22 protein-coding genes are annotated in these 24,842 nt (G+C 74.7%); 13 read left to right on the forward strand and 9 right to left on the reverse strand.

Annotated features, from left to right (window positions below):
- Positions 1-83: 83 nt before the first annotated feature.
- Complete coding sequence (locus NL142_RS05350; RefSeq protein ID WP_104236351.1) at positions 84-527, reverse strand: metallopeptidase family protein; 444 nt, start codon at positions 525-527, stop codon at positions 84-86.
- 45 nt (positions 528-572) lie between these two features.
- Between NL142_RS05350 and NL142_RS05355 the strand changes: the two genes are divergently transcribed.
- The 6 genes from NL142_RS05355 (at position 573) to ahcY (ending at position 6,930) form a co-directional block, all read left to right on the forward strand.
- Complete coding sequence (locus NL142_RS05355) at positions 573-788, forward strand: DUF3499 family protein (protein ID WP_012037719.1); 216 nt, start codon at positions 573-575, stop codon at positions 786-788.
- A gap of 2 nt (positions 789-790) precedes the next feature.
- Positions 791-2,218 carry a phosphomannomutase/phosphoglucomutase gene (locus tag NL142_RS05360; protein WP_194683029.1) on the forward strand — a complete coding sequence of 476 codons (1,428 nt, stop codon included), beginning with the start codon at positions 791-793 and terminating at the stop codon, positions 2,216-2,218.
- Positions 2,219-2,359: 141 nt separating this feature from the next.
- Positions 2,360-2,641 (forward strand): metal-sensitive transcriptional regulator, encoded by a 282-nt coding sequence (locus NL142_RS05365; protein WP_015489737.1) that lies wholly within the window; start codon positions 2,360-2,362, stop codon positions 2,639-2,641.
- A gap of 43 nt (positions 2,642-2,684) precedes the next feature.
- Complete coding sequence (locus NL142_RS05370; RefSeq protein ID WP_435081253.1) at positions 2,685-2,900, forward strand: heavy-metal-associated domain-containing protein; 216 nt, start codon at positions 2,685-2,687, stop codon at positions 2,898-2,900.
- A 1-nt stretch (position 2,901) separates the two neighbouring features.
- Positions 2,902-5,382, forward strand: a complete 2,481-nt coding sequence (locus tag NL142_RS05375) for a heavy metal translocating P-type ATPase (RefSeq protein WP_435081254.1) — start codon at positions 2,902-2,904, stop codon at positions 5,380-5,382.
- 63 nt (positions 5,383-5,445) lie between these two features.
- Positions 5,446-6,930 (forward strand): adenosylhomocysteinase, encoded by a 1,485-nt coding sequence (gene ahcY / locus NL142_RS05380; protein WP_435081255.1) that lies wholly within the window; start codon positions 5,446-5,448, stop codon positions 6,928-6,930.
- 91 nt (positions 6,931-7,021) lie between these two features.
- On the opposite strand, the gene NL142_RS05385 is transcribed toward ahcY, so the two are convergent.
- Positions 7,022-7,891, reverse strand: a complete 870-nt coding sequence (locus tag NL142_RS05385; protein WP_435081256.1) for an RDD family protein — start codon at positions 7,889-7,891, stop codon at positions 7,022-7,024.
- A gap of 16 nt (positions 7,892-7,907) precedes the next feature.
- On the opposite strand from NL142_RS05385, the gene NL142_RS05390 reads away from it, so the two are divergent.
- Positions 7,908-8,903 carry a stage II sporulation protein M gene (locus NL142_RS05390; RefSeq protein ID WP_435081257.1) on the forward strand — a complete coding sequence of 332 codons (996 nt, stop codon included), beginning with the start codon at positions 7,908-7,910 and terminating at the stop codon, positions 8,901-8,903.
- Positions 8,904-8,956: 53 nt separating this feature from the next.
- Here the strand turns inward: NL142_RS05390 and NL142_RS05395 are convergent, their stop codons facing one another.
- Both NL142_RS05395 and NL142_RS05400 read right to left on the reverse strand, forming a co-directional pair.
- Positions 8,957-11,443: a beta-glucosidase H gene (locus tag NL142_RS05395; RefSeq protein WP_435081258.1), complete on the reverse strand. Its 2,487-nt coding sequence runs from the start codon at positions 11,441-11,443 to the stop codon at positions 8,957-8,959.
- 53 nt (positions 11,444-11,496) lie between these two features.
- Complete coding sequence (locus NL142_RS05400; protein WP_435081259.1) at positions 11,497-12,777, reverse strand: MFS transporter; 1,281 nt, start codon at positions 12,775-12,777, stop codon at positions 11,497-11,499.
- 111 nt (positions 12,778-12,888) lie between these two features.
- Here NL142_RS05400 and NL142_RS05405 point away from each other — a divergent pair, with 111 nt between their 5' ends.
- Positions 12,889-13,530: a TetR/AcrR family transcriptional regulator gene (locus NL142_RS05405; protein WP_194683022.1), complete on the forward strand. Its 642-nt coding sequence runs from the start codon at positions 12,889-12,891 to the stop codon at positions 13,528-13,530.
- Positions 13,531-13,555: 25 nt separating this feature from the next.
- Here the strand turns inward: NL142_RS05405 and NL142_RS05410 are convergent, their stop codons facing one another.
- Genes NL142_RS05410 through NL142_RS05430 form a run of 5 tightly spaced genes read right to left on the reverse strand, consistent with a single transcriptional unit; the run spans position 13,556 to position 18,966 of the window.
- Positions 13,556-14,863 carry a DUF58 domain-containing protein gene (locus NL142_RS05410; protein WP_435081260.1) on the reverse strand — a complete coding sequence of 436 codons (1,308 nt, stop codon included), beginning with the start codon at positions 14,861-14,863 and terminating at the stop codon, positions 13,556-13,558.
- 14 nt (positions 14,864-14,877) lie between these two features.
- The gene (locus NL142_RS05415; protein WP_045527058.1) at positions 14,878-15,831 is read right to left on the reverse strand and encodes an AAA family ATPase; all 954 of its coding nucleotides are present in this window, start codon (positions 15,829-15,831) and stop codon (positions 14,878-14,880) included.
- On the reverse strand, positions 15,828-17,090 hold the full coding sequence (locus NL142_RS05420) for a DUF4350 domain-containing protein (protein ID WP_435081261.1): 1,263 nt from the start codon (positions 17,088-17,090) through the stop codon (positions 15,828-15,830). The genes NL142_RS05415 and NL142_RS05420 overlap by 4 nt, the downstream gene beginning before the upstream one ends.
- A complete protein-coding gene (locus tag NL142_RS05425) occupies positions 17,087-17,773 on the reverse strand; it encodes a DUF4129 domain-containing protein (RefSeq protein ID WP_435081262.1) in 687 nt (228 codons plus the stop codon). The genes NL142_RS05420 and NL142_RS05425 overlap by 4 nt, the downstream gene beginning before the upstream one ends.
- Positions 17,770-18,966, reverse strand: coding sequence for a hypothetical protein (locus NL142_RS05430; protein ID WP_435081264.1), 1,197 nt, complete (start codon positions 18,964-18,966; stop codon positions 17,770-17,772). The genes NL142_RS05425 and NL142_RS05430 overlap by 4 nt, the downstream gene beginning before the upstream one ends.
- 111 nt (positions 18,967-19,077) lie before the next feature.
- On the opposite strand from NL142_RS05430, the gene mtrA reads away from it, so the two are divergent.
- From mtrA to hpf, 5 genes are all read left to right on the forward strand, one after another.
- A complete protein-coding gene (gene mtrA / locus NL142_RS05435; RefSeq protein WP_012037735.1) occupies positions 19,078-19,758 on the forward strand; it encodes an MtrAB system response regulator MtrA in 681 nt (226 codons plus the stop codon).
- Between the two features lie 4 nt (positions 19,759-19,762).
- Positions 19,763-21,397: an MtrAB system histidine kinase MtrB gene (gene mtrB / locus NL142_RS05440; RefSeq protein WP_194683017.1), complete on the forward strand. Its 1,635-nt coding sequence runs from the start codon at positions 19,763-19,765 to the stop codon at positions 21,395-21,397.
- Complete coding sequence (gene lpqB, locus NL142_RS05445) at positions 21,381-23,108, forward strand: lipoprotein LpqB (RefSeq protein WP_435081265.1); 1,728 nt, start codon at positions 21,381-21,383, stop codon at positions 23,106-23,108. Before mtrB ends, lpqB begins: the two co-directional genes overlap by 17 nt.
- A 61-nt stretch (positions 23,109-23,169) precedes the next feature.
- A complete protein-coding gene (locus tag NL142_RS05450; RefSeq protein ID WP_435081266.1) occupies positions 23,170-23,997 on the forward strand; it encodes a ComF family protein in 828 nt (275 codons plus the stop codon).
- Positions 23,998-24,151: 154 nt separating this feature from the next.
- A complete protein-coding gene (gene hpf / locus NL142_RS05455) occupies positions 24,152-24,841 on the forward strand; it encodes a ribosome hibernation-promoting factor, HPF/YfiA family (protein WP_012037739.1) in 690 nt (229 codons plus the stop codon).
- Position 24,842 lies beyond the last annotated feature (1 nt).

A 24,842-nucleotide genomic window follows, 5' to 3' on the forward strand; every position in this document is an offset into this window, starting at 1 on the left:
CGGGAGGCGCTGACGCCGGGAGGCGCTGACGCCGGGAGATACTGACGCCGGGCGGACGCCTCACGCACGTTCGGGATCCGCGGTCAGTGCGGGTCGTACCTGTCGGGGGCGAGGTCCCACGGGTCCTTGCCGAGCAGCTCGGCCACCGCGCGGTACACGCAGCCCTCGACGAGCGCCCGCTGGTGGTACTCGTCCTCCTCGTGCAGGTGCGCGAGGCGCTCGATGGGGAGCCGGTAGAAGATGACGCGGCGCTCGTCGGCGAGCACGCTCCAGCGGTCGATGCCGTCCCGCTCGCTGTTGCGGGCGGGCAGCGCGGCGACCTCGAACGAGACGCGGTCGAGCTCGTCGGGCCAGAGGCCGCGGAGGTACTCGGCGGCGGACGCGATGGTCTGGTCGAAGACGTCGGCGCGCGTGCGGAGCACCGGCAGCTCCGGGCCGGTGACGGGGGAGCGGAGGCCGCGGCCGTGCCGATCCCGCCAGGAGCCCCGGATGGAGACGTGGCCTCCCCGGCGGCGCGATCGTGGCATGGCCCCATCGTACGGCCCCGGGGTCGGCGGTAGTGTGGGCCCGACATGACGAACAGGCCCTGCTCCCGCGTCGGCTGCACCGGCGGCGCCACGACCACCCTCACCTACGTCTACGCGGACTCCATGGCCGTCCTCGGTCCCCTCAGCCACGACTCCGAGCCGCACAGCTACGACCTCTGCGACCGCCACGCCGCCCGTCTCTCGGCCCCGCAGGGCTGGCAGATCGTCCGGCACGGGGTGCTCGGTGAGGTAGGTTCCTGAGCATGACGACGACTCCCGCCGAGACGCTGACCGCCATCGTGAAGACCTACGACGTGCGAGGTCTCGTCGGGAGCCAGCTCACCGAGGAGCTGGTCACGGCTCTCGGCGCGGGCTTCGTCGACGAGCTCGGCGCGGCCGGTGGCGAGATCGTCGTCGGCCACGACATGCGCGACTCCTCGCCGTCCTTCGCGCAGGCGTTCGCCCGGGGCGCGACGGCCCGCGGCGGGAACGTCCTCCTCATCGGGCTCTGCTCCACGGATGAGACCTACTTCGCGTCGGGATCCCTCGACGCCCCCGCGGTCATGTTCACCGCGAGCCACAACCCCGCCACCTACAACGGCCTCAAGTTCTCCCGCGCGGGCGCCCAGGGCATCAGCCTCGACACGGGCCTCGGCGCCATCCGCGACCGCGCCATCGGCTTCCTGGCCGACGGCATCGCCGCGGTGGAGCCCGCGGGCGTGGTGCGCGAGCGCGACGTGCTCGCCGACTACGCGGGCTACCTGCGCCAGCTGGTCGACCTCTCCGCCATCCGCCCCCTGCGCGTCGTGGTCGACGCGGGCAACGGCATGGGCGGCATGACCGTCCCGGCCGTGCTCGGCACCGCGGCCGGCCTGCCCGAGCTGCCCATCGAGATCATCCCGCTGTACTTCGAGCTCGACGGCACCTTCCCGAACCACGAGGCGAACCCGCTCGAGCCGGCGAACCTCGTCGACCTGCAGAAGGCGGTCGTCGAGCACGGCGCCGACCTCGGCCTCGCCTTCGACGGCGACGCGGACCGCTGCTTCGTCGTGGACGAGAAGGGCCAGGCGGTCACGCCCAGCGCCGTCGCCGCCATCGTCGCGCTCCGCGAGATCTCGCGCGTGAAGGCGCAGTCGCCGGATGAGGACGTCACGGTGCTGCACAACCTCATCACCTCGCGCATCGTGCCCGAGACCATCGAGGCGGCGGGCGCCACGGCCGTCCGCACGCGGGTCGGCCACTCGCTCATCAAGGACCAGATGGCCGCCACCGGCGCCGTCTTCGGCGGCGAGCACTCCGCGCACTACTACTTCCGCGACTTCTGGGGCGCCGACAACGGCATGCTCGCCGCGATGCACCTGCTCGCGGAGTTCGGCCAGACCGACGGCCTCATGTCCGACCTCTCCGCGCGCTACACGCCGTACGCGCTGTCGGGCGAGATCAACAGCACGGTCGACGACGTGCCCGCCGCCTACGAGCGCATCGTCGAGGCCTTCCGCGGCCGCGGCGAGTTCGACGAGCTCGACGGCCTCACGGTCGACGGCCCGGTCGGCGACGACGGATCCTTCTGGTGGTTCAGCGTCCGCCCCTCGAACACCGAGCCGCTCCTGCGCCTGAACGTCGAGGCGTCGACCGAGGCGAAGATGGCCGCCCTCCGCGACGAGCTCCTGGGGCTGATCCGCGGGGCCTGATCCCGCCACCCGCACCACACGACGCCGCGTCCCTCCCGAGGGGCGCGGCGTCGTCGTGTCCGCCCCGCGCGATCCACACCCCCAGGGGGTATCCATTGATACCCCTAGGGGGTACCATGGACGGAACGGGAGGTGGCCGCCATGGTCGGGTACAGCGAGGGCAAGGACGACATCCTCAAGCGGCTGCGGCGCGCGGAGGGCCAGGTGCGCGGCATCGAGCGCATGGTCGAGTCCGACACGTACTGCATCGACGTGCTCACGCAGGTCTCCGCCGTCACTCGCGCCATGGAGACCGTGGCGCTGAAGCTGCTCGACGACCACCTCGCCCACTGCCTCGCGGAGGCGGCGCGCGAGGGCGGCCAGGTCGCGGACGACAAGGTGCGCGAGGCCTCCGCGGCCATCGCGCGGCTCGTCCGGTCCTGATCCGCCGACGCCCATCGACATCGCACGACACGAAGGAGGCACCATGACCACCACGACCTTCCCCGTCACCGGCATGACCTGCGCGCACTGCGTCGCGAGCGTCACCGAGGAGGTCGGCGAGCTGCCGGGCGTCGCGTCCGTGGCCGTCGAGCTGGTCGTGGGCGGGGAATCCACCGTCACCGTGGAGAGCGATGCGCCGCTCGACCCCGAGGCCGTGCGCGCCGCGGTCGACGAGGCCGGGTACGTCGCGGGGCTCTGACGTGACCTACCCCGCATCCGGATCCGCGCCCGCCGTGGATCCCGCCGCCGCCCCGGCCGAGGACGGCGTCGTGCTGACGCGCGTCGACCTCGACGTGCAGGGCATGACGTGCGCGTCGTGCGCGATGCGCATCGAGCGCAAGCTCGGCCGGATGCCCGGGGTCGAGGCCGCCGTCAACTACGCCACGCACCGCGCGCGCGTGCAGCTGCCCGCGGGCACGAGCGTCGAGGATGCCATCCGCACCATCGAGCGGACGGGGTACCGGGCGTCCGAGCGGGCGGGATGGGGGAGCGCGCCGGCGGACGGGGTGTCCGGATCCGCTCCCGTCCCATCCGCATCCGCTCCCGTCCCATCCGCATCCGCTCCCGTCCCATCCGCATCCGCGGAGCGCGCGCCCGTCCCGGTCGCGGCTCCCCGCGTCCGGCCGGACGCGCCCGTCGCCGCCTCGGATCCCGCGCCCGCGCCCGCCCCGACGGACCCGCCCGCCCGCGACGCCGTCGCCGCCCGCCGCCCCGACGCCGACGAGCTCGCGCTCCGGCAGCGGCTCGTGGTCTCCGCGGCGCTCACCGTCCCCGTGTTCCTCATGGCGATGATCCCCGCGCTGCAGTTCCGGGACTGGCAGTGGCTGTCGCTCGCGCTCGCCGCGCCGGTCGCGGTGTGGGGCGCGTGGCCGTTCCACCGGTCGGCCGCCGTCAGCGCGCGCCACGGCGGCGTCGGCATGGACACGCTCGTGAGCATCGGCGTCGCCGCCGCGTTCCTCTGGTCGCTCTACGCGCTCTTCCTCGGCGACGCGGGCGAGCCCGGCATGCGCATGACCATGAGCCTCGTCCAGGAACCCGGCGGCGGATCCGGCGACGTCTACCTCGAGGTCGCCGCGGCCGTCACCGTCTTCCTCCTCGGCGGCCGCTACCTGGAGGCGCGGGCCGCCCGGGCGTCCGGCGCCGCCCTCGCCGCCCTCCTCGACCTCGCCGCCAAGGACGTCGCCGTCGTGCGCGACGGCGTCGAGCGGCGGATCCCCATCCGCGACCTAAGGGTCGGCGAGGAGTTCGTCGTGCGGCCGGGCGAGCGCATCGCGACCGACGGCGTGGTCGCCGACGGATCCAGCGCGGTCGACCGCTCGCTCCTCACGGGCGAGTCGCTGCCCGTGGAGGTCGGGCCCGGCGACGACGTCACGGGCGCGACCCTCAACGCCGGCGGACGCCTGCTCGTGCGCGCCACGCGCGTGGGCGAGGAGACCCGGCTCGCCCGCATGGCCGCGCTCGTGGAGGAGGCGCAGACCGGCAAGGCCCGGATCCAGCGCCTCGCCGACCGCGTCTCCGCCGTCTTCGTGCCGGTCGTGCTCGTGCTCGCCGTCGGCACGCTCGTCGGCTGGCTGCTTCTCGGCTTCCCGCCCGAGGCCGCGTTCACCGCGGCGGTGGCCACGCTGATCATCGCGTGCCCGTGCGCCCTCGGCCTCGCGACGCCGACCGCGCTCCTCGTGGGCACGGGGCGCGGCGCCCAGCTCGGGATCCTCATCACCGGCCCCGAGGTCCTGGAGTCGACCCGGCGCATCGACACCGTGCTGCTCGACAAGACCGGCACCGTCACCACGGGCGTCATGTCGCTCGTGCGGGCCGTGCCCGCGGCGGACGTCGACGCCGACGAGCTCCTGCGCGTGGCCGCCGCCCTCGAGGCGCGGTCCGAGCACCCGGTCGCGCGGGCCGTCGTCGAGGCGGCGGGCGCGGGATCCCTGCCCGCCGTCGAGGGCTTCGCCGCCACCGCTGGCCTCGGCGTCCACGGCGTGGTCGACGGCCGCGCGGTCGCGGTCGGCCGGCCTGCGTGGCTCGCCGAGCAGTGGGCCGCCGAGCCCGACGCGTCGCTCGCCGAGGCGCTGCGCGAGGCCGAGACGGAAGGATCCACCGTCGTCGCGGTCGCGTGGGACGGTGCCGTCCGCGGGATCCTCGCCGTCGCCGACACCGTCAAGCCCACGAGCGCCGAGGCCGTCCGCCGCATGCGCGCGCTGGGCCTGCGTCCCGTGCTCCTGACCGGCGACACCGCGGGCGCCGCGCACCGCGTCGCCGCCGAGGTCGGCATCGACGAGGTGATCGCGGGCGTCCTCCCCGAGGGCAAGCTCGACGCCGTGCGCCGCCTGCAGGGCGAGGGGCGCGTCGTCGCGATGGTCGGCGACGGCGTGAACGACGCCGCCGCCCTCGCGCAGGCCGACCTCGGGATCGCGATGGGCACGGGCACCGACGCGGCCATCGAGGCGGGCGACATCACGATCGTCCGCGGCGACCTCGTGCTCGTCGCCGACGCCGTGCGGCTCGCGCGGCGCACGCTCGGCACGATCCGCGGAAACCTGTTCTGGGCCTTCGCCTACAACGCCGCCGCGATCCCGGTCGCGATGCTCGGCCTCCTCAACCCGCTGGTCGCGGGCCTGGCGATGGCGCTCTCGTCGGTGTTCGTCGTCACGAACAGCCTGCGCCTGCGCCGCTTCCGGTAGCAGGGCGGGCGCCTGGTCGTCATCCACGGCCGGGCGTCACGCGTCGGATGCGAGACTGGAGGCATGACCCTGCTCCCGGAAGCCACGTCCACCGCTCTGCCCTTCCGCGTCGCCGACCTCTCCCTCGCGGAGTCCGGACGCCACCAGATCCGCCTCGCCGAGAACGAGATGCCGGGCCTCATGGCCCTCCGCGAGGAGTTCGGCGCGGCGCAGCCGCTCGCGGGCGCGCGCGTCGCCGGATCCATCCACATGACCGTGCAGACGGCCGTGCTCATCGAGACCCTCACCGCCCTCGGCGCGCAGGTGCGCTGGGCGAGCTGCAACATCTTCTCCACGCAGGACGAGGCCGCGGCCGCCGTCGCGGTGGGAGCAGGAACCCCGGAGGCGCCCGCGGGCGTCCCCGTCTTCGCCTGGAAGGGCGAGACGCTCGAGGAGTACTGGTGGTGCACCGAGCAGATCTTCGACTGGTCGGGCGAGGCCCAGGCCGCGGGCGCCGACTGGACGGGCCCGAACATGATCCTCGACGACGGCGGCGACGCCTCCCTCCTGGTGCACAAGGGCCGCGAGTACGAGCTCGCGGGTGTCGTGCCCGAGACGCCGGAGGACGCCAGCCACGAGTACCGCGTGATCCTCGACACGCTCCGCCGCAGCCTCGCCGCGTCCTCCGACCGCTGGACCCGCCGCGCCGCCGACATCCAGGGCGTCACCGAGGAGACCACCACGGGCGTCCACCGCCTGTACGAGCTGGCGCGCGACGGCGAGCTGCTGTTCCCGGCGATCAACGTCAACGACTCGGTCACCAAGAGCAAGTTCGACAACAAGTACGGCATCCGCCACTCCCTGCCCGACGGCCTCAACCGCGCCACCGACGTGCTCATCGGCGGCAAGGTCGCCTTCGTCGTCGGATACGGCGACGTCGGCAAGGGCGCGGCCGAGGCGCTGCGCGGCCAGGGCGCGCGCGTCATCGTCTCCGAGGTCGACCCGATCTGCGCGCTCCAGGCGGCGATGGACGGCTACCAGGTCGCGAAGCTCTCGTCGGTCATCGAGACGGTCGACATCCTGGTCACCGGCACGGGCAACGTCGACGTCGTGCGCGTGGACGACATCCAGCGCATGAAGCACCAGGCCATCATCGCGAACGTCGGCCACTTCGACAACGAGATCGACATGGCCGGCCTCGAGCGCCTCCCGGGCGTGGAGAAGGTGGAGATCAAGCCGCAGGTGCACGAGTGGCGCCTGCCGTCGGGCCGCAGCGTGCTCGTGCTCTCCGAGGGCCGCCTGATGAACCTCGGCAATGCGACAGGCCACCCGTCCTTCGTGATGAGCAACTCGTTCACGAACCAGGTGCTCGCGCAGATCGAGCTGTGGGTGCGGAACGAGCAGTACCCGATCGGCGTGTACGTGCTGCCGAAGCACCTCGACGAGAAGGTGGCGCGCCTGCACCTCGACGCGCTCGGCGTCGAGCTCACGGAGCTCCGTCCCGAGCAGGCCGCCTACATCGGCGTGCCGGTCGAGGGGCCGTACAAGGTGGACCACTACCGGTACTGATCCGCGAGCTCACGCCGACGCCGTCCGTCCCCTCAGCAGGGGCGGGCGGCGTCGTCGCGTGCGGGCGCCGGGCGGCGTGGCGCGCGCCGAGTCAGTCGGCCGTGGATCCGCCGCGCGCCGGGAACCCGTGCGGCAGCCCCGCGAGGATCGGCTCGAGCGACGCCATGCGGTCGCGCTCCAGCATCAGCGCGCGGTGCTCGCGCTCGCGGCGGACGGCGCCGACGGCAGTGACGAAGGACTCGGGATCCGCGGCCGGCAGCGGCGACACGTGCACCGCCGCCTCGTTCGCGAGCTCCGCGGCGAGGCGCGCGCGGGAGGCCGGCGTCATGGCCTCGCGCTGCGTGAGGAACCGGGCGAGGCGACGGCCGAGCGCGTCCGGGAGGCGGCCGACGTCGGCCTCGGACGCCCACGCGACGAGGTGCGGCGGCACGGGCGGCAGGGGAGCGGGATACGCGGGCACGCGCTCGTGCTGCGAGCGGGTGCCGGCCACGAGGTCGCCGAGGCGCTGGGCGCGCGGGCTGAGGAGGCCCACGAGCGCGGCGAGCCCGCCGAGCGTGAGGTAGATCTCGAGGATCCCGACGAGCGCCCGGGCGACCGTGTGCCGGAGGCCGATGCCGCCGCCGTCCGCCCGCACGATGCGCGCGCCGACGGCCCAGCGCCCGAGCGACCGGCCGCGCGACGCGACCTCGACCACGACGGGCATGACGACGATCGCGAGGACGACGGCGGCGATGGCGCACGCCGCGCTGGAGGCGGCGTCGAGGAGGCCAGCGCCCGCGAGCCGGCCGATGAGGAGCACGAGCAGGAGGCCCACGACCAGGGACGCGATCACGTCGATGGCGGCGCCGGCGGCCCGCAGCACGAAGCCCGCGGGACGGACGTCGAGGGCGACGGCCTCGCCGACCACGAGCGCGTCGGGACCGTCCGAGAGCATCGGGTCGTGCGCGTCGGCTGCCGCCATGCATATAGTCAAGCAGATGGACCTCGACGCCTACACCGCCGCCCACCGGGACGACTGGGACCGGCTCGCCCGCCTCGCGGGCCGGCGCCGGCTCACCGGACCCGACGCCGACGAGCTCGTCGACCGGTACCAGGCGGGCGCGGCCGAGCTGTCCGCGATCCAGGCGGCGGCCGGATCCACCGCGCAGGGCGACCGGCTCTCGGTGGCGCTCTCGCGGGCCCGCATGCGCTTCACCGGGCAGAGCACCAACGTCGCGTCGCGCATCCCCGCGTTCTTCGCGGTCGACCTGCCGGCGGCCCTGTACCGGATCCGCTGGCTGACGCTCGCCGTCGCGCTCGTCACGGTCGCCATCGTCGCGCTCTACGCCACGTGGATCCTCCGCGACCCCTCGATGATCGCGAGCCTCGGCAGCGATGCCGACCTCCGCAAGTACGTCGAGGACGACTTCGTCGACTACTACAGCGAGAACCCGGCGGCCTCGTTCACGGGCCAGGTCTGGACGAACAACGCGTGGATCGCCGCGCAGTGCGTGGCCTTCGGGATCACGGGGCTGTGGGTGCCGTACGTGATCCTGCAGAACGCGCAGGGCCTCGGCATGACGACCGCCGTGATGTTCTCCTACGGCGAGGGCGGCACGTTCTTCTCCTACATCCTCCCGCACGGCCTGCTGGAGCTGACGGCGATCTTCGTGGCGGCCGCCGCGGGCCTCCGCATCTCGTGGGCGTGGATCGCGCCCGGCGCCCGCACGCGCGGCCAGGCGCTCGCCGAGGACGGGCGCGCGCTCATCACGGTGGCCATGGGGCTCGTGCTCGTGCTGCTGGTCTCCGGGATCATCGAGGGCTTCGTGACGCCGCAGCAGTGGCCCGTGCCGCTCAAGATCGCGATCGGGGCCGCCGCGCTCGGGGCGTTCCTCTTCTACATGGTGGTCGTCGGCGGCCGGGCGGTGCGCCAGGGCGCGACGGGCGACCTCGACGAGTTCGAGGCGGGCGGCCGGCGGATCGTCGCGGGCTGAGCCCGTCCGGATCCGTCGGCCGCCCGCCTCGCGGGTCGTGCGGGTTGCGCCGGTCAGGCCGCCGGGTCGACCTCGGCCTCCAGCGGCGTCGCCGTCACCGAGGTGCCGACGTGCAGGCGGAACGCGCCGGGCTCGCGCTGCCAGCCGCCGTCCCAGTGCGCGAAGGTCCGCGCGCCGACCGCGACGTCGACCTCGGCGGACGCGCCCGCGGCGAGCTCCACGGACGCGAAGCCCGCGAGCCAGCGCACCGGCCGGTCGACCGCGGATCCCGCTCGCGACAGGTAGGCCTGCACGACCTGCTTCCCGGCGCGGTCGCCCGTGTTGGTCACGCGGACGGTCGCGGTGATCCCGCCGCCGCCGTCCTCGGCGACGCGCAGGTCGTCGATCTCGTGCGTCGTGTAGCCGAGACCGTGCCCGAATGCGTAGGCCGGGGTCGCGCCCGAGCGGAGCCAGGCACGGTAGCCGACGTGGATCCCCTCGTCGTAGACCACCTTCCCGTCGACCGGCGTGACGGAGCGGACGGGGACGTCCTCCTCGGTCGCGGGCCACGTGGTGGGGAGGCGGCCGCCCGGCTCGACGTCGCCGAACAGCACGTCGGCTAGGGCGCCGCCGAACTCCTGGCCGCCGAACCAGGCGAGGAGCAGCGCCTGCACGTCCTCGCGCCAGGGGAGGAGCACGGGGGATCCGGAGTTGACGACGACGATCGTGCGCGGGTTGGCGGCGGCGACGCGGCGCACGAGCTCGTCCTGCCGGCCGGGGAGCGCGAGCGAGTCGCGGTCGAAGCCCTCGGACTCGACCTGGGCGTTGGTGCCGACGACGACGATCGCGACGTCCGCGCCGGTCGCGGCCTCGACGGCCTCGTCCAGCAGGCGCTCGGGCTCGGACTCGTCGGCCTCGAGGCCCACCGTGATCCCGAGGATGCCCGCGAGGCCGCCGGGCGCGCTGGTCAGCTCGAACTCGACCCTCAGATCCACCGGCTGGCCGGCGGTCGCCTGGAGCGGCGCGGAGATCGAGGGCGGCGACATGAGGCTCGCGCCGAGGTCCATGCCCACGGGCGCGGCGCCGTCCTCGCGGAGGAGCCGGCCGTCGGCGTGCACGCGCCCGCGGCCGGTGGCGCTGAAGCCGAACAGCACCTCGCCCGTCTCCGCCGGCGTCCAGCGGGTCGTGATCTCGATGACGGCCGCCGTGCCCGTGGGCGCGTCGCCGCCGAAGTACATGAGCGTCGTCGCCCGGCGGTCCTCCGTGAACATCTCGCCGCCGTCGGCGTCGAGGAAGCGCACGAGGGCGCCGGGCTCGCCCGTGCGGGGGTTCCGGATCTCCGCGAGCGGCAGCTCCTGGATCCCCTTCTGCACGACCGCGCCGCGCGCGTACCGCACGTCGACGCCGTCGCCGAGGGCAGCGCGGATCCCGTCGAGCGGCGTCACCACGTGCTCCGGGATGACGGTCGCGCTGCCGCCGCCCTGCGTGCGCGCCTCGACGGCGTTGTGGCCGATGACCGCGACGGAGCGGAGCGCGGACGCGTCGAGCGGCAGGGCGGCGTCCTCGTTGCGGACGAGCACCGTGCCTGCGGCGGCGGCCGTGCGCGCGAACGCGACGCCGTCCTCGACCTCGACGGGCGCGGGCACGACGGCGTCGAAGCCCTCGAGCGCGCCGACGCGGGCGGCGAGGCGCAGCAGGCGCACCACCTTGCGGTCGATGTCGGACTCGAGCACGCGGCCGTCGCGCACCGCGTCGAGGAGCGCGTCGCCCCACGCGCCGACCGGGCCCGGCATCTCGAGGTCCTGCGACGCGCGCGCGGCGTCCACGCTGCGGACGCCCGTCCAGTCGCTGACGACCACGCCGTCGAAGCCCCACTCGGAGTTGAGCGGCGTCTCGAGCAGGTCGTTCTCGGTCGACGTCGTGCCGTTGATGGAGTTGTACGAGCTCATCACGAGCCAGGCGCGCGACTCGACGACGGCCTTCTCGAACGCGGCGAGGTACAGCTCGCGGAGCGCCCGCTCGGAGACCACGCTGTCGGCGGTGAAGCGGTCGGTCTCGTACTCGTTGGCGACGTAGTGCTTGGGCGTCGCGCCGACGCCGTTCTCCTGCACGCCGCGCACGTAGGCGGCGGCCAGGTCGGCGGTGAGCAGCGGATCCTCGCTGAAGGCCTCGAAGTGCCGCCCGCCGTAGGGGGAGCGGTGCAGGTTGATGGTCGGGCCGAGCACGACGTCGACGCCCTTGCGGCGCGCCTCGACGGCGGACGCGCGGCCGTAGCGGGCGGCGATCCCGGTGTCCCAGCTGGACGACAGCGCGGACGCGGACGGCAGGTTGAGCGACGGCGAGCGCTCGTCCCAGACCTCGCCGCGCACGCCGCTCGGGCCGTCGGAGACGAGCATGCGGCGGAGGCCGATCCCTTCCACGGGCCAGGTGGTCCAGAAGTCGCGGCCGGTGATCAGCTGCACCTTCTGCTCGAGGGTGAGGCGCGCGGCCAGCTCCTCGAGACGGGCGGTGGCGGGGTCGAGAGGGGTGGTGTCGTGCGGGGTCTTCTCGTGCGGGTCCATGGGTGCTCCTCGGGTGACATCGGCGTCTGGTCGATCCTGCTCGTGCTGCACGGTCATCGGACGCCCTTCACGCGGAACGCCGCGACCGCGCCGAGGAGGCCGGCGGCGGCGCCCGCGAGGAAGAGGCCGGGGTAGCCGGCGATCCCCACCACGCCGCTCGCGGCGGTCGGCACGAGCGACTGCGGCAGCGCCTGCGCGATGTTGACGACGCCGAGGTCCTTGCCGTTGTCGGCGTCGCTCGGCAGCACGTCGGTGATGAGCGCGAGGTCGACCGCGTAGAACGAGCCGATGCCCGCGCCGATGACGAGCTGCGCGACGTAGACGACGGCGAGGCTGGGCGCGAGGGCGAGGATCACGAGGCCGATCACCGCGACGAGCGCCGCGGCCGCCACGAACACCTTGCGCCGGCCGAGCCGGTCGCTCAGCCAGCCGGCCACGAACGTGGTGGCGACGACGCCCATCACGTTGAAGAGCGTCGCGACGAAGACGGCGTTGGCGACGTCGGCCTGCGCGACCCCGAGGTCGTCGATGAGGTAGAAGGCGAGGTAGTTCGTGGCGGTCACGGCGCCGGCCGTGAGCAGGAAGCGCATGAGCCAGGCCCAGCCGAAGTCGGGGTTGCGGCGCGGGTCGAACACGAACGATCCGAGGAGCTCCCGCACGCTGAGGCGGGTGGTCGGGCGCTCGGTGAGCACGCGGTCGCGGAAGACGAGCGCGAAGACGACGACCACGGCGACGCCGACCGCGCCGGGCACGAGCACCTGCTGCGTCGTGGTCGTGAACAGCTGCACGATGAAGGTGCCGACCACGAGCGAGCCGTTCTGGGCGACGCCGATGGCCGCCGCGACCCGACCGCGGTTGCGCGGGCGGGCGGAGTCGGCCATGACGGCGATGAGCGCGGCGATGGCGGCGTTGAACGAGCCCTGCACGAGCATCCAGGCGCCCACGAGCGCGAGCACGGTGGTGGCCTGCGTGAGGAGGATGAGCGCGCCGTACCCGAGGACGACGCCGCCGATGATCCAGGGGCGGCGCATGCCGAAGCGGCCGGGCGTGCGGTCGGAGAGGCGGCCGGCGAGCGGGTTCACGACCAGGGCGACGAGCGCGCCGAGGCCGAGCACGAGGCTGAGCGTGCCGGCGGTGTCGTCCGGCGCGACCTCGGCGACCTTGAGCGCGAGCGACACGATGATCGGCGGCATCAGCGCCACGAAGAGGCCGAGCAGCGCGATGGGCATGCCGATCTCGGCCCGGCGGGATCCGGGTGGCCGCGCACCGTCCGGCTGTCCGCTGCGGGCGCGCGACGCGCCCTCGGTGTGCTGATCTCGGACTGCGTCGGCCACGGTGCCTCCAGGTTCCTGCCCGCCCTCGTCGGCGGGATCGGCATGACGGTAGCATGCAAAACCGACCTGCGGTAGGTATTTAGGGCCCTCGCGGATCGCTAGGGTCGTGCCATGGCAGTCGACGAGGGCCCGCGGCGGTACGCCAAGGGAGCGGCCCGGCGCCGCGAGATCCTCGAGGCCGCCCTGGCCTTGATCGCCGAGCGCGGCTACTCCGCATCGTCGCTGCAGGAGATCGCCGACGCGGTGGGCATCAGCAAGGCGGGCGTCCTGCACTACTTCGAGTCGCGCGAGGCGCTCATCGCCGCCGTGCTCGAGGAGCGCGACGCCCACTCCGCGGCCGACTACCGCGAGGCGGTGCCCGACGGGGATCCCGCGGACATGGTCGGCATGCTCCTCCGGGCGAGCTCGCACAACGCCGAGACGCCCGGCCTCGTCGCGCTCTACTCCCGCCTCGTCGTCGACGCCGCGGGCGCGGAGCACCCGGCGCACGCGTACATCGCCGGCCGCTACGCCCGCGTCGTCGGCGCCGTCGCCGACCAGGTGCGCGCGCTGGACGTCGAGCTGCCCGCCGGATTCGACCCCGACTCGTTCGCCCGCGTCGCCGTCGCCGTGAGCGACGGCCTCCAGCTGCAGTGGAGCTACCGGCCGGAGATCGACATGCGGGCCGCGCTCGAGCGGGCGATCCGCGCGCTCAGCGGCGGGGTGCTCCCGCTGCCGTCGGCGGATCCGGCCGCGGCGACCGCGACCGCGTGATCGGCGGCGGCACTGGCAGCCCGCCTCAGAGCCGCCCGGTCGCCTTCAGCCGGATGTAGCGGTCGGCCAGCGCGGGCGGCAGGTCGGCGGGCGCGCCCGTGACCACGTCCGCCCCGAGCCGGCGCACCGCGGCCTCCACGCGCGCCACGTCGAGGAGCGCGCGCTCGGCCGCGGCCGCGCGGTAGACGGCGGCGCGGCCCGAGCGGTCGGCGGCGCGCTCGGCGAGGCCGGGATCCACGACCGCGGCGACCAGCACGTGATGCGTCCGCGTCAGCTGCGGCAGGACCTGCAGCAGCGCCCGCGAGCTGCCGGGGGAGTCGATGGCGGTGAGCAGCACCACGAGCGAGCGCTGCGAGACGATGCGGCGCACGAGCGCGGGCACGGCGGTCCAGTCCGTCTCGAGCAGCTCGGGATCCACGGGTGCGAGCGCGTCGACCATGCGCGAGACGACGTCGCCGCCTGCTCCGGCCCGCACGCGCGCGCGGACGCGTCGGTCGTGCGCGACCATGTCCACCCGGTCGCCCGAGCGCGTGGCGAGCGCGGCGAGCAGCAGCGACGCCTCGAACGCGGTGTCGAGCCGGGTCTCGTCGCGGATCCGGCCCGCGGCCGTGCGGCCCGTGTCGAGCACCAGCACCACGCGTCGGTCGCGCTCCGGCCGCCAGGTGCGGACGACCACGTCCTGCCGGCGGGCGGTCGCGCGCCAGTCGATGGAGCGCACGTCGTCGCCGCGGACGTAGTCGCGCAGGCTGTCGAACTCGGTGCCCTGCCCGCGGACCATGAGCGCCGTCCGGCCGTCGAGCTCGCGCATGCGGGCGAGGCGCGAGGGCAGGTGGCGGCGCGAGCGGAACGGCGGGAGCACGCGGACGGCTCCGGGGGAGAGGAGCGTCGCCTGGCGCGCGGCGAGGCCGAGCGGGCCGGCCGAGCGGATCGTGACGCGCTCGGTGCGGCGCTCGCCGCGGCGCGTCGGCGTGAGCGTCAGGCGGATCGCGCGGCGCTCGCCGGCGGGGATCCGCACCCGGTCGCGCGTGGAGGACGCGCCCGCCGACGGCTGCCAGGCGTCGCGCACCACGCCGCGCAGCGTCCGGGATCCGCGGTTGGTCACGAGCAGCACGCTCTCGCCGGTCTCGTCGAGGCGGATCCTGGCGGGCAGCACCCGCTCGAGCGCCATCGCCCGCGGGCTCGCGGCGACGGCCAGGTCGAGCGCGACGAGCACGGCGACCAGGAGGATCCAGCCCGCGAGCAGGGCGTAGGCCGCGTCCGACCCGTCGCCGAGCGCGACGAGCGGCGCGATCCCCAGGAGGAGGAGCGCGACCGTGCGGCCGGTGAGGGCCATCTAGCGGCGCGCCACTAGATCGGCACCTGCACCTGCGCCATGACCCCGCGGAGCACGGCGTCGACGGACACGCCCTCGAGCTCCGCCTCGGGCCGCAGCGCGATGCGGTGGCGGAGCACGGGCAGCACCATCTCCTGCACGTGGTCGGGCGTCACGGCGTCGAAGCCGCTCAGCCACGCCCACGCGCGGCTCGCGGCGAGCAGGCTCGTGGATCCGCGCGGCGACACCCCGAGCTGCACCGACGGCGAGCGGCGGGTGGCGCGCGCGAGGTCGACCATGTAGGCGAGCACGTCGGCGCCCACGCGCACCTCGCGCACGGCCGCCTGCGCCCGACGGAGGCCGTCGGCGTCGAGCACGGGCCGGACGCCCGCCGCGTGGAGGTCCCGCGGGTCGAAGCCGGTCGAGTGCCGGCGGAGCACCTCGACCTCGGCCTCGCGCTCGGGCAGGTCGAGCACGAGCTTCAGCAGGAAGCGGTCGAGCTGGGCCTCGGGCAGCGTGTACGTGCCCTCGTACTCGACGGGGTTCTGCGTGGCCGCGACGAGGAAGGGATCCGGCAGCGCGTGGCTCTCGCCGTCGACCGTGACCTGCCGCTCCTCCATCGCCTCCAGCAGCGCCGACTGCGTCTTGGGCGGCGTGCGGTTGATCTCGTCGGCCAGCAGGATGCTCGTGAACACCGGCCCGCGGCGGAACGAGAACGCGCCCTCGCGGGAGTCGTAGACGAGGGATCCGGTGATGTCGCCCGGCATGAGATCGGGCGTGAACTGCACGCGCGCGGTGTCGAGGCGGAGGGCCTCGCTGAGCGCGCGGACGAGGAGCGTCTTCGCCACGCCGGGCACGCCCTCGAGCAGGACGTGGCCGCGGGCGAGGAGGGCGATGATCATGCCGGTCACGGCGCCGTCCTGCCCGACGACGGCCTTCCCGACCTCGGTCCGGACGGCGAGCAGGCTGGTGCGGAGGTCGTCGGTCATGGATCCATTCTCCTGGTCGGGTCGGTGGGGTCTGCGGGGTCGGCGGCGCGGGCGACCCGGCGCTCGAGGTCGGCGAGGCGCCCCGCGAGGGCGACGAGGGCGCGGTCGGTGCGGGGATCGTCGTCGAGGAGCAGGGCGCGGATCCCCGCGGGGTCCTCGCGGAGCGCGGCGGCGGACGCGGCCACGACGTCGTCGACGGACGCGAGGCGGCCGAGCGCGAGCGTCGACGCGATCCGGTCGACGGTGCCGACCCGCAGCGCGTCGAGGGCGTGCCCGCGAGCGTCGGCCCGTTGGTACAGCCGCGCGCGGCCCTCCGCGGTCTCGTCCGCGCGCACCACGACGGGCAGCCGCTCCACCACGAGCGGGCCGAAGCGGCGGCCGCGCCACACGGCGGCGGCGATCGCGGCGGCGCCCAGCAGCAGGATCGCCGGCGTCACCCACCCGGGCGTGAGCTCGCCGAGGGTGGGCGGCGCGTCCGTCGCGGCGTCGTCGGGCGACGGCGTGTACCAGACGAGCCGAGGCCGCTCGCCGAGCACGCCCAGCGCGAGGGCGGCGGATCCCTGCTCGGCGATGCGGTCGTTCGTGAGTATCGGATCCGCGCCGAGCACGGTCACGGTGCCGCCGGGCGCGAGCGTCGCGGGCACCTGGAGGAGCGCGAACGCGTCGCCGGTGTCGTCGGGGAAGCACGTGACGGCATCGGCAGCGTCGTCGCCGAGGTACCGGAACACGGGGGCGTCGTCGGGCACGGATCCCGCGGCCGTCGCGGCGGGCAGCGCGCAGCCGGCATCGAGCGCCCGGTCGGCGGACTCGGCCGCGCCGCCCGCCGCGACGTCGGGCGCGATCGCCTGCAGCGTCCGGAAGTCGGGCGCCAGCAGCACCGTGCGCGTGGAGAGGCGGCCGACCTCGGCGAGCCGCTCGTCGTCGAGGCGGTCGGAGGTCGCGCCGAGCACGAGCGTCGTGTCGTCGCCGTCCCCCACGGCCGCCCGCGCCTCGGCGAGCGTCGAGGCGAGCGTGACCTCCACGCCCTGTCCCTGGAGCACGCGGGCGAGCGCCTGCGTGCCGCCGGGCGCCGGGTTGTCTGGCGCGAGCGCGTCGCCCTGCCGTGCGGCGCCGGAGACCGCGAGCGAGGCCAGCGCGACGACGACGGCGAGGGCGGCCAGCGCGACCCACGTCCCGGCGCGCCGGAGCGCCTGCCGCGGCGTCCGGGTCTCGGCCGTCGCGAGGGCGACCGGAGCGGGTGCCTCCACGGGTGCGCTCATCGGGGACCCGCGCCCACGGGCTCGTGCAGCACGGGCACGGCCGTGCGCAGGTCGCGGTCGAGCGCGGACAGCCGGTCGAGCATCTCCTCGGTTCCCGGCCGTCCGAGGTAGCGGACGGCGTCGAAGTCGTCGGCGGCCACGACGAGGCGGGCGGCGTGGTCCGGGTGCGCGGACCCCGCGCGGCGGGCGAACCCGCGGGCCGTGGTGCCCGGATCCACCGCCACGATCGTGCGCTCGGCCTGCTCGCGCGCGATCGCCCGGAACAGGTCGGACGCGGCAGCGGCGAGGTCGCCCGCCCGCCTCGAGGCCTCGGCCGCGCGCCGCAGCTCCTCGGCGGAGCGCCGGTCGTCGGATCCGAACAGCCCGTCGCCGCGCGCGGTCGCCCGCCTGCGGTCCCGCCGCGGCGCCCCGAAGACGAGGAACGCCACCACGACGACCGCGAGGACGAGCGCCCCGATCACCACGGGCGCGAGGTCCGCGAGGCCGCCGCCCGCCCCGCCGAGGAGCCCGGCGATCCAGTCGCCGACAGCCTGCGCCGCCAGGTCGAGGGCGTTGGGCCGCGCCGCCTCGTACTCCGGCTTCGCGAGCTCGTCGAGGAGGAGGCGGCGCGCGTCGTCGGCGTCGGGATCCAGGGGCACCGCGGCCGCACGCGCGACCGCGGTGACGAGGGGGGAGCCGATCACGCGCGTCCCGGACCGGCGGCGGTCGCGCCGGCCGCGGGTGCCGCGTACGGGTCCCACGCGCCCGCCCCGGTCGCCGACTCCGCGCCGGCCGCGCGCTCCTCGGCGAAGCGCGCGAGCTCGAGGTCGAGCCCCTCGCGCCGCATGCGCAGGTCGATGTAGAGGATGGCCGCGTTCGCCGACGTGACGACCGCGCCGATGCTCCCCACGACCACGCTCACCACGAGCGAGAGCAGCTGCGCGCCGATGTAGAAGACGACGGACGCGTCGAACGTCTGGAAGTCGAGCTCCCCGTTCGGGAAGAGCACGGTCTGCAGGATGGAGGTCAGCAGCGTCAGCGGCACCGTCACCACGTTCGCGGCGGTGGACACGATCACCGAGGTGAGCAGCAGGATCCCGAGCACGCGCCAGAACGAGCCGATCGTGAGCGACCACGACCGCCGGGCCGCCGCCAGCGGCCGGAGCCGCTCGATCACGATGGCGCTCGGCACGAGGGCGAGGCGCGTGGAGACCCAGGCCGCGACGACCACGAGGCCCATCACGCCGAGCACGCCCACGAGGATCCCCACGGCGATGCCGGCGCCCCCGGCGAGCACCAGCAGCGCGACGATGCCGCCGAGCACCGCGAACACCAGAGTCCACGCGGCCGTGAGGGAGAGGCTCCACAGCACGAGCGGCACGATCCGCGGGCGGGCGAGCAGCCACAGCGCGCGCATCCGCAGCCGCTCCCCGAGCGTGCCGCGCGCCACCTCGCTCGCGACGACGCCCTGGAGGAACGCCGACGCGACGATCGACAGCACGATGGTGACGACGGCGGCGATCACGACGGCCGCCACGCCCCCGGCGATGAGCGGCCCCTGATCCGCCTCGCGGGCCGAGAGGATGCGCGTGACCACGAACCCGGTCACGCCGCCGACGATGACGAGGGTCACCACGCCGACGAGCCCCTGGATCAGCAGGGCGCTGCCGACCGTGGCGCCGGGGTTCCGGCGCAGCGTCTGGAACGAGCCCGCGAGGATCGCGCCGAGGCCCATCGGCCGCAGCGGCAGCAGGCCGGGCTTCGGCGGCGGGGTCCAGCCGGGCGCGGCGCCCCAGCCGGGCGGCGGCGGGAAGCCCCCGCCGGACGGCGGTGCGGACGGCGGCGCCGGGGGTGAGCCGGGGGTCTGAGGGGCCTGCCAGCTCTGGTCATCGGTCACGCTCGCCAGCCTCCCACAGGCCGCGCGCGAAGTCCCGCGCCGGACGGGCCCGGCCGATCCGGCGGATCCACCGGCTACCCTGGGGGCCTACGAGGCAGGGAACACCTTCAGATGACAGCACGGATCCTGGTGGTCGACGACGACACCGCGCTCGCCGAGATGATCGGCATCGTCCTGCGCACCGAGGGCTTCGAGCCCTCCTTCTGCGGGGACGGCGGCCAGGCGCTCGCCGCGTTCCACGACGCGAAGCCCGACCTGGTGCTCCTCGACCTCATGCTCCCCGGCCTCGACGGCATCCAGGTGTGCGACCTCATCCGCGCCGAGTCCGGCGTCCCCATCATCATGCTCACGGCGAAGTCCGACACGGCCGACGTCGTCAAGGGCCTCGAGTCCGGCGCCGACGACTACATCGTCAAGCCCTTCAACCCCAAGGAGCTCGTCGCCCGCATCCGCACGCGCCTGCGCCCCGCGGCCGCGGCGTCGCCCGGGCTCCTCCAGGTGGGCGACCTCGTGGTGGACGTCGAGGGCCACGAGGTGCGCCGCGGCGAGGAGCGGATCAACCTCACGCCCCTCGAGTTCGACCTCCTGCACGCGCTCGCCAGCCGTCCGCAGCAGGTGTTCACGCGCGAGATGCTGCTCGAGCAGGTCTGGGGCTACCAGTACAAGGCCGACACGCGCCTCGTCAACGTCCACGTGCAGCGCCTGCGCGCGAAGGTCGAGGACGATCCGGACAACCCGCGCATCGTCATGACCGTGCGCGGCGTCGGCTACCGCGCGGGGGCAGCGGCCTAGCCCCGTGCGCCCGCTGCCCGTGTGGCTCGTCGACTGGAGGTCGTGGCCGCGCCGCCTCACCCGGATCTGGTCGGTGTCGCTCCAGTTCCGCACCGTCCTCATCACGGTCGCGCTCTCCGGCGTCACGGTGCTCCTCATCGGCGTGCTCATGACGCAGAGCATCTCGAGCGACCTCTTCCGCCAGCGGCTCGACACCGTCCTGCAGCAGTCGAACAGCGCCACCAGCCGGATGCAGGAGCAGTTCACCTCCTCCGACGCGTCCGACCAGACCGAGCTCGAGCAGCTGCGCACCCAGGTGTTCGACGAGCTCCGCGGCAGCGCCATCAACCTCTCCGACTTCGCCTTCCGCCGCACGCCCGGCACGGAGGCGCGCAACGTGCTGCAGAACGCGTCCACAGCCGACTACGTCGACAGCCTCCTGAGCGCGGACCTCCGCCGCGCGGTCGGCGAGGGCACGGGCACGCAGCAGTGGCAGTCGGTGGCGATCCCGGTGGGGGACCAGGGCGCCACCAGCCCCGGCATCGTCGTGGGATCCAGCATCGACATCCCGTCGGCCGGCCGCTACGAGCTGTACCTCGTCTACGACCTCGGCGACATCCAGCAGACCCTCGACTTCGTGGCCGGCACGATCCTCCTCGCGTTCCTCTTCCTCATCGTGCTCATCGGGGCGATCGCGTGGCTCGTGGTGCGGCTCGTCGTCGCGCCCATCCGCGTCGCCGCCGACACCAGCCAGAAGCTCGCCGCCGGGCAGCTCGAGGAGCGCCTGCCGGTGAAGGGCGAGGACGTGATCGCGACGCTCGCGCGCTCGTTCAACGGCATGGCCGACTCTCTGCAGTCGCAGATCACGCAGCTCGCCGACCTCTCGCAGCTGCAGCAGCGCTTCGTCTCCGACGTCTCGCACGAGCTGCGGACGCCGCTCACCACGATCCGGCTCGCGGGCGGCGTGCTCTACGACCTCCGCGAGGACTTCAGCCCGCCGGCCGCCCGGAGCGCCGAGCTGCTGCACACGCAGGTGGAGCGCTTCGAGACCCTGCTCGCCGACCTGCTGGAGATCAGCCGGTTCGACGCGGGCGCGGTGGACCTCGTGACGGAGCCGACCAACCTCGTGCGGCTCGTCGAGGACTCCATCGAGGAGTTCGAGGGGCTCGCCGCGCAGAAGGGCTCGGAGCTCCGGCTGGTCGCCCCCGGCGGCTACTTCGACGCCGAGATGGACGCCCGTCGCGTGCGCCGCATCGTCACGAACCTCGTGGGCAACGCCGTCGACCACGGCGAGGGCAGGCCCATCGTCATCACGGTCGACAGCGACCGGGACGCCGTCGCGCTCGCCGTCCGCGACTACGGCGTCGGCATGACGCACGAGGAGATGGGCCACGTCTTCGACCGGTTCTGGCGCGCGGATCCGTCGCGCCAGCGCACCACGGGCGGCACCGGCCTCGGCCTCGCCATCTCGCTGGAGGACACGAACCTGCACCACGGCTGGCTGCAGCTGTGGTCGCGGCCGGGCGAGGGATCCTGCTTCCGGCTGACCCTGCCGCGCCGGCCCGACGTCCCCCTCGACGGCTCGCCCGTCGCGCTGCCGCCCGACGACCCCGCGGACGACCGCGCCGACGAGGAGGACGCCCGTGTCCCCAGCACCTGATCCCCGCTCGGCCCGCGCGGCCCGCCGCTCGGCCCGCGCGGCCGCCGTCGCGCTCGTCGCCGCGTGCGCCGTCCTGCTCTCCGGCTGCGTCTCCATCCCGTCCGGCGGACCCGTCTCCGAGGGCGACCCCGCGACCGTCACGGACGAGTCCGGCGTCAGCTACCAGCCGGACGGCCCGCAGGCGGGCGACGGCCCGGACGACGTCATCGCCGGCTTCGTCGACGCCGCCACGAGCTCCGCCGACCAGTACGGCGTCGCGCGCCAGTTCCTCTCCTCCGACTTCGCGTCGCGCTGGGATCCGTTCGCCAGCGTCGTCGTGTGGGAGGGCCAGGCGAGCACCTCGGAGGAGGTCGACGGCACCTACAGCTACTCCGTGACGACCATCGCGACGGTCGACGGGCAGGGCCACTACCGCGAGGTCGGCAGCGACCAGGAGACGCGCCTGTCCTTCCAGCTCGTGCAGGAGCGCGGCGAGTGGCGCATCGCGAAGGCGCCCGACGGCATCGCCCTGCGCTCCACCTACTTCCGCGAGATCTTCAGCGCGCACGCCCTGTACTTCTTCGACCCCACGTTCTCGTTCCTCGTGCCCGACCTCCGGTTCTTCGTCACGCGCGCGTCCCAGAGCGTGAGCACCCGGATCGTCAAGTCGCTCCTCCAGGGCCCGTCGCCGTGGCTGTCCCAGCCCGCGGTCGTCACGGCGTTCCCCGAGGGCACGCAGCTGGCGTCCTCGGCCGTCACGACCGCGGGCGGCACGCCGCAGGTGGACCTCTCGACGGAGGCGCGCGCGGCCGACGGCGTCACGCAGCAGCGGATGAAGCTGCAGCTGCGGCAGAGCCTGTCCAACATCCCGTCAGTGCTCGACGTGCAGATGCTCGTCGACGGCACGCCGCTCACCGTCGCGGACCTGGGCGGACGCGGCCCTGTCAAGGACCCGCAGGCGGAGTCGCGCCCGCTCGTCCTCGCCCAGGGCCAGTTCGGCTACCTCGGCGGGGGAGAGGTCGCCCCGCTCGGCACCCTGGGCACGCGCGTGGCGGCCCTCGCCGCCGACGCGGCGACCCTGAGCGCGGACGGTCGGCAGGCGGCGGTGCGGAACGCGTCCGGCGTGTGGTCGGTGGGCGACGGCGACCGCGACGCGGTCCTCCTCGACACGCGCCCCGGCCTCGTCGCGCCCTCGCTCGACGCGCAGGGCTACGTCTGGTCCACGCCCGCATCGGATCCGCGCGGGCTCGTCGCATGGGGACCCGACGGCGTCGGCCACCCCGTCGCCGTCAGCTGGACCGCCACCGGCCGGGTCGTCTCCCTCGAGGTCGCGCGCGACGGCGCGCGCGTCCTCGTCCAGCTCGAGACGGGCGCCGGGCCGCAGCTGCTCGTCGCGTCGATCGTGCGCGACGGCGGCGTCCCGACCTCCCTCACGACGACTCCCCTCGAACTCCTGGCGTCGCCGGGCACCCCGCTCGACGCCACGTGGGTCGACGAGCTCGACGTCGCCACCCTGACGCTCGCGCCCGACGGGGAGCGCCAGGTGGAGCTGCACCAGGTCGGCGGTCCGTCGAAGGACATGGGCTCCGCGGCCGACGGCGTCTCCATCACGGGCGCCAACGACGAGAGCGGGCTGCGGGTCCTCACGAGCGCGGGCGCCCTGCTCACGCCGCGGGGCAGCACGTGGCAGCAGACGGCCACCGGCGTCTCCTTCGTCGCGACGAAGCGCTGATCCCCTCCACGGATCCGTCCCGCCCGCCGACGAGGGGCCCGGCCCGTGCGACCCTGCGCGCGTGATCCCCGTGCCCGGCCGTCCCGCCCCCGCCCTGCCCGCCCCCGCCCTGCCCTCCCGCGTCCCGCCCGCGGTCCGCGCCGCCCTGCTCGACGCCCTCGCGGTCGTCGCCCCGGTGACATGCGCGGGGTGCGGCGCCCCCGATCGGGCCGTGTGCCCGGCCTGCCGGGCCGCGATCCCCTGCCCGCCCCTCGTGCGGCGGCTCGCGCTGCCCGCCGTCCCCGCCTCTCGCGGTCGCGTGCCCGCCCACGTCGTGCCGGTGGGCTGCGGGAGCGCGTACGCCCCGCCCTGGCCGCGGCTCCTGTCGGCCCTCAAGGAGGAGGGCCGCGCCGACGCCGCGCGGGCGCTGGCGCCCACCCTCATCCGGGCCGTCCGCGCGGCCGTCGTCGCCGCGGAGCGCGGAGCCGTCGGCGCCACCGCCGCGCGTCCCCTCGACGTGATCCCCGTCCCCACGCCGGCGGCCTCCCTGCGTCGGCGCGGCTACGCGCCCGTCGAAGTCCTGCTCGCCCGCGCCGGCATGCGCCCGCTGCGTGCGCCCGGCGTCCCCGGGCTGAGGCGCCACCCGCTGCGCTTCGTCCGACGTCCCGCCGACCAGGCCGGCCTCGGGGTCGCCGCCCGCGCGGCCAACGTCGACGGCTGCCTCGCGGCGCGGATCGACCTCACCGGTCGCCGGATCCTCGTCGTCGACGACGTCCTCACCACCGGCGCCACCCTCCGCGAGACCTGCCGCGCCATCCGTGCGGCGGGCGGCGACGTGGTCGCGTGCGCGGTCCTCACGGCCGTCCCCGCCCGCTCGCGCGGCGGGCTGCCGCCCGCCCCCGCCGGCTGACCGACCCGTCGCTCCCTGTGCATGTCCGATGCGCCCGCGGTCCACCCGCCGGATGCCTCGCGCTGCGATGAGCCCGAGGTCTAGGCTCGCCCGAAAGGCGTGAAAGTGATCGCCCTCTTCCAGCGGGCGACGCGTCATGATCTGGAGGTACGTCATGGACATCAACATCACCGGCCGCAACGCGGAGATCACCGACCGATTCCGCGTGTACGCCACCGAGAAGGCCGACAAGATCGTCCAGCTCGCCGAGAAGTCCATCTCTCTCGACATCAAGGTCTCGCGGCACAGCGAGAAGTCCGGCGGATCCGCAGGGGACGACCGCGTGGAGATCACGCTCGTGGGGCCCGGCCCCGTCATCCGCGCCGAGAGCAGCGCCGCCGACAAGTTCGCGGCCTTCGACCTCGCCCTCGGGCGCATGCTCGAACGGCTGCGCCGTGCCAAGGACAAGAAGAAGATCCATCGCGGCAACCACCGACCCGTCTCCCTGCAGGAGGCCGCGACCGACGGCTTCGCGCAGATCGACCTCGACCCGGCCGACGCCGAGCTCATCGAGCGGGTCAACGGGAAGAGCGTGGCGCCCGTCGACCAGCCCGTCGACGAGGACGACTACTGCCCCGTGGTCATCCGCACCAAGGTCTTCCCCTCGCAGTCCATGACGGTCGACCAGGCCCTCGAGCACATGGAGCTCGTCGGCCACGACTTCTTCCTCTTCATCGACGCGGAGACGGACCGCCCGAGCGTCGTCTACCGCCGCAAGGGCTGGGACTACGGCGTCATCGGCCTCGCGGACGGCGAGCAGGAGCTCGCGGGCGCTGGCGCGGGATCCCGGTCGCTCCGCCGCTGAT

It is taken from the genome of Clavibacter quasicaliforniensis (genome assembly GCF_051201715.1).
GTDB lineage: Bacteria > Actinomycetota > Actinomycetes > Actinomycetales > Microbacteriaceae > Clavibacter > Clavibacter seminis.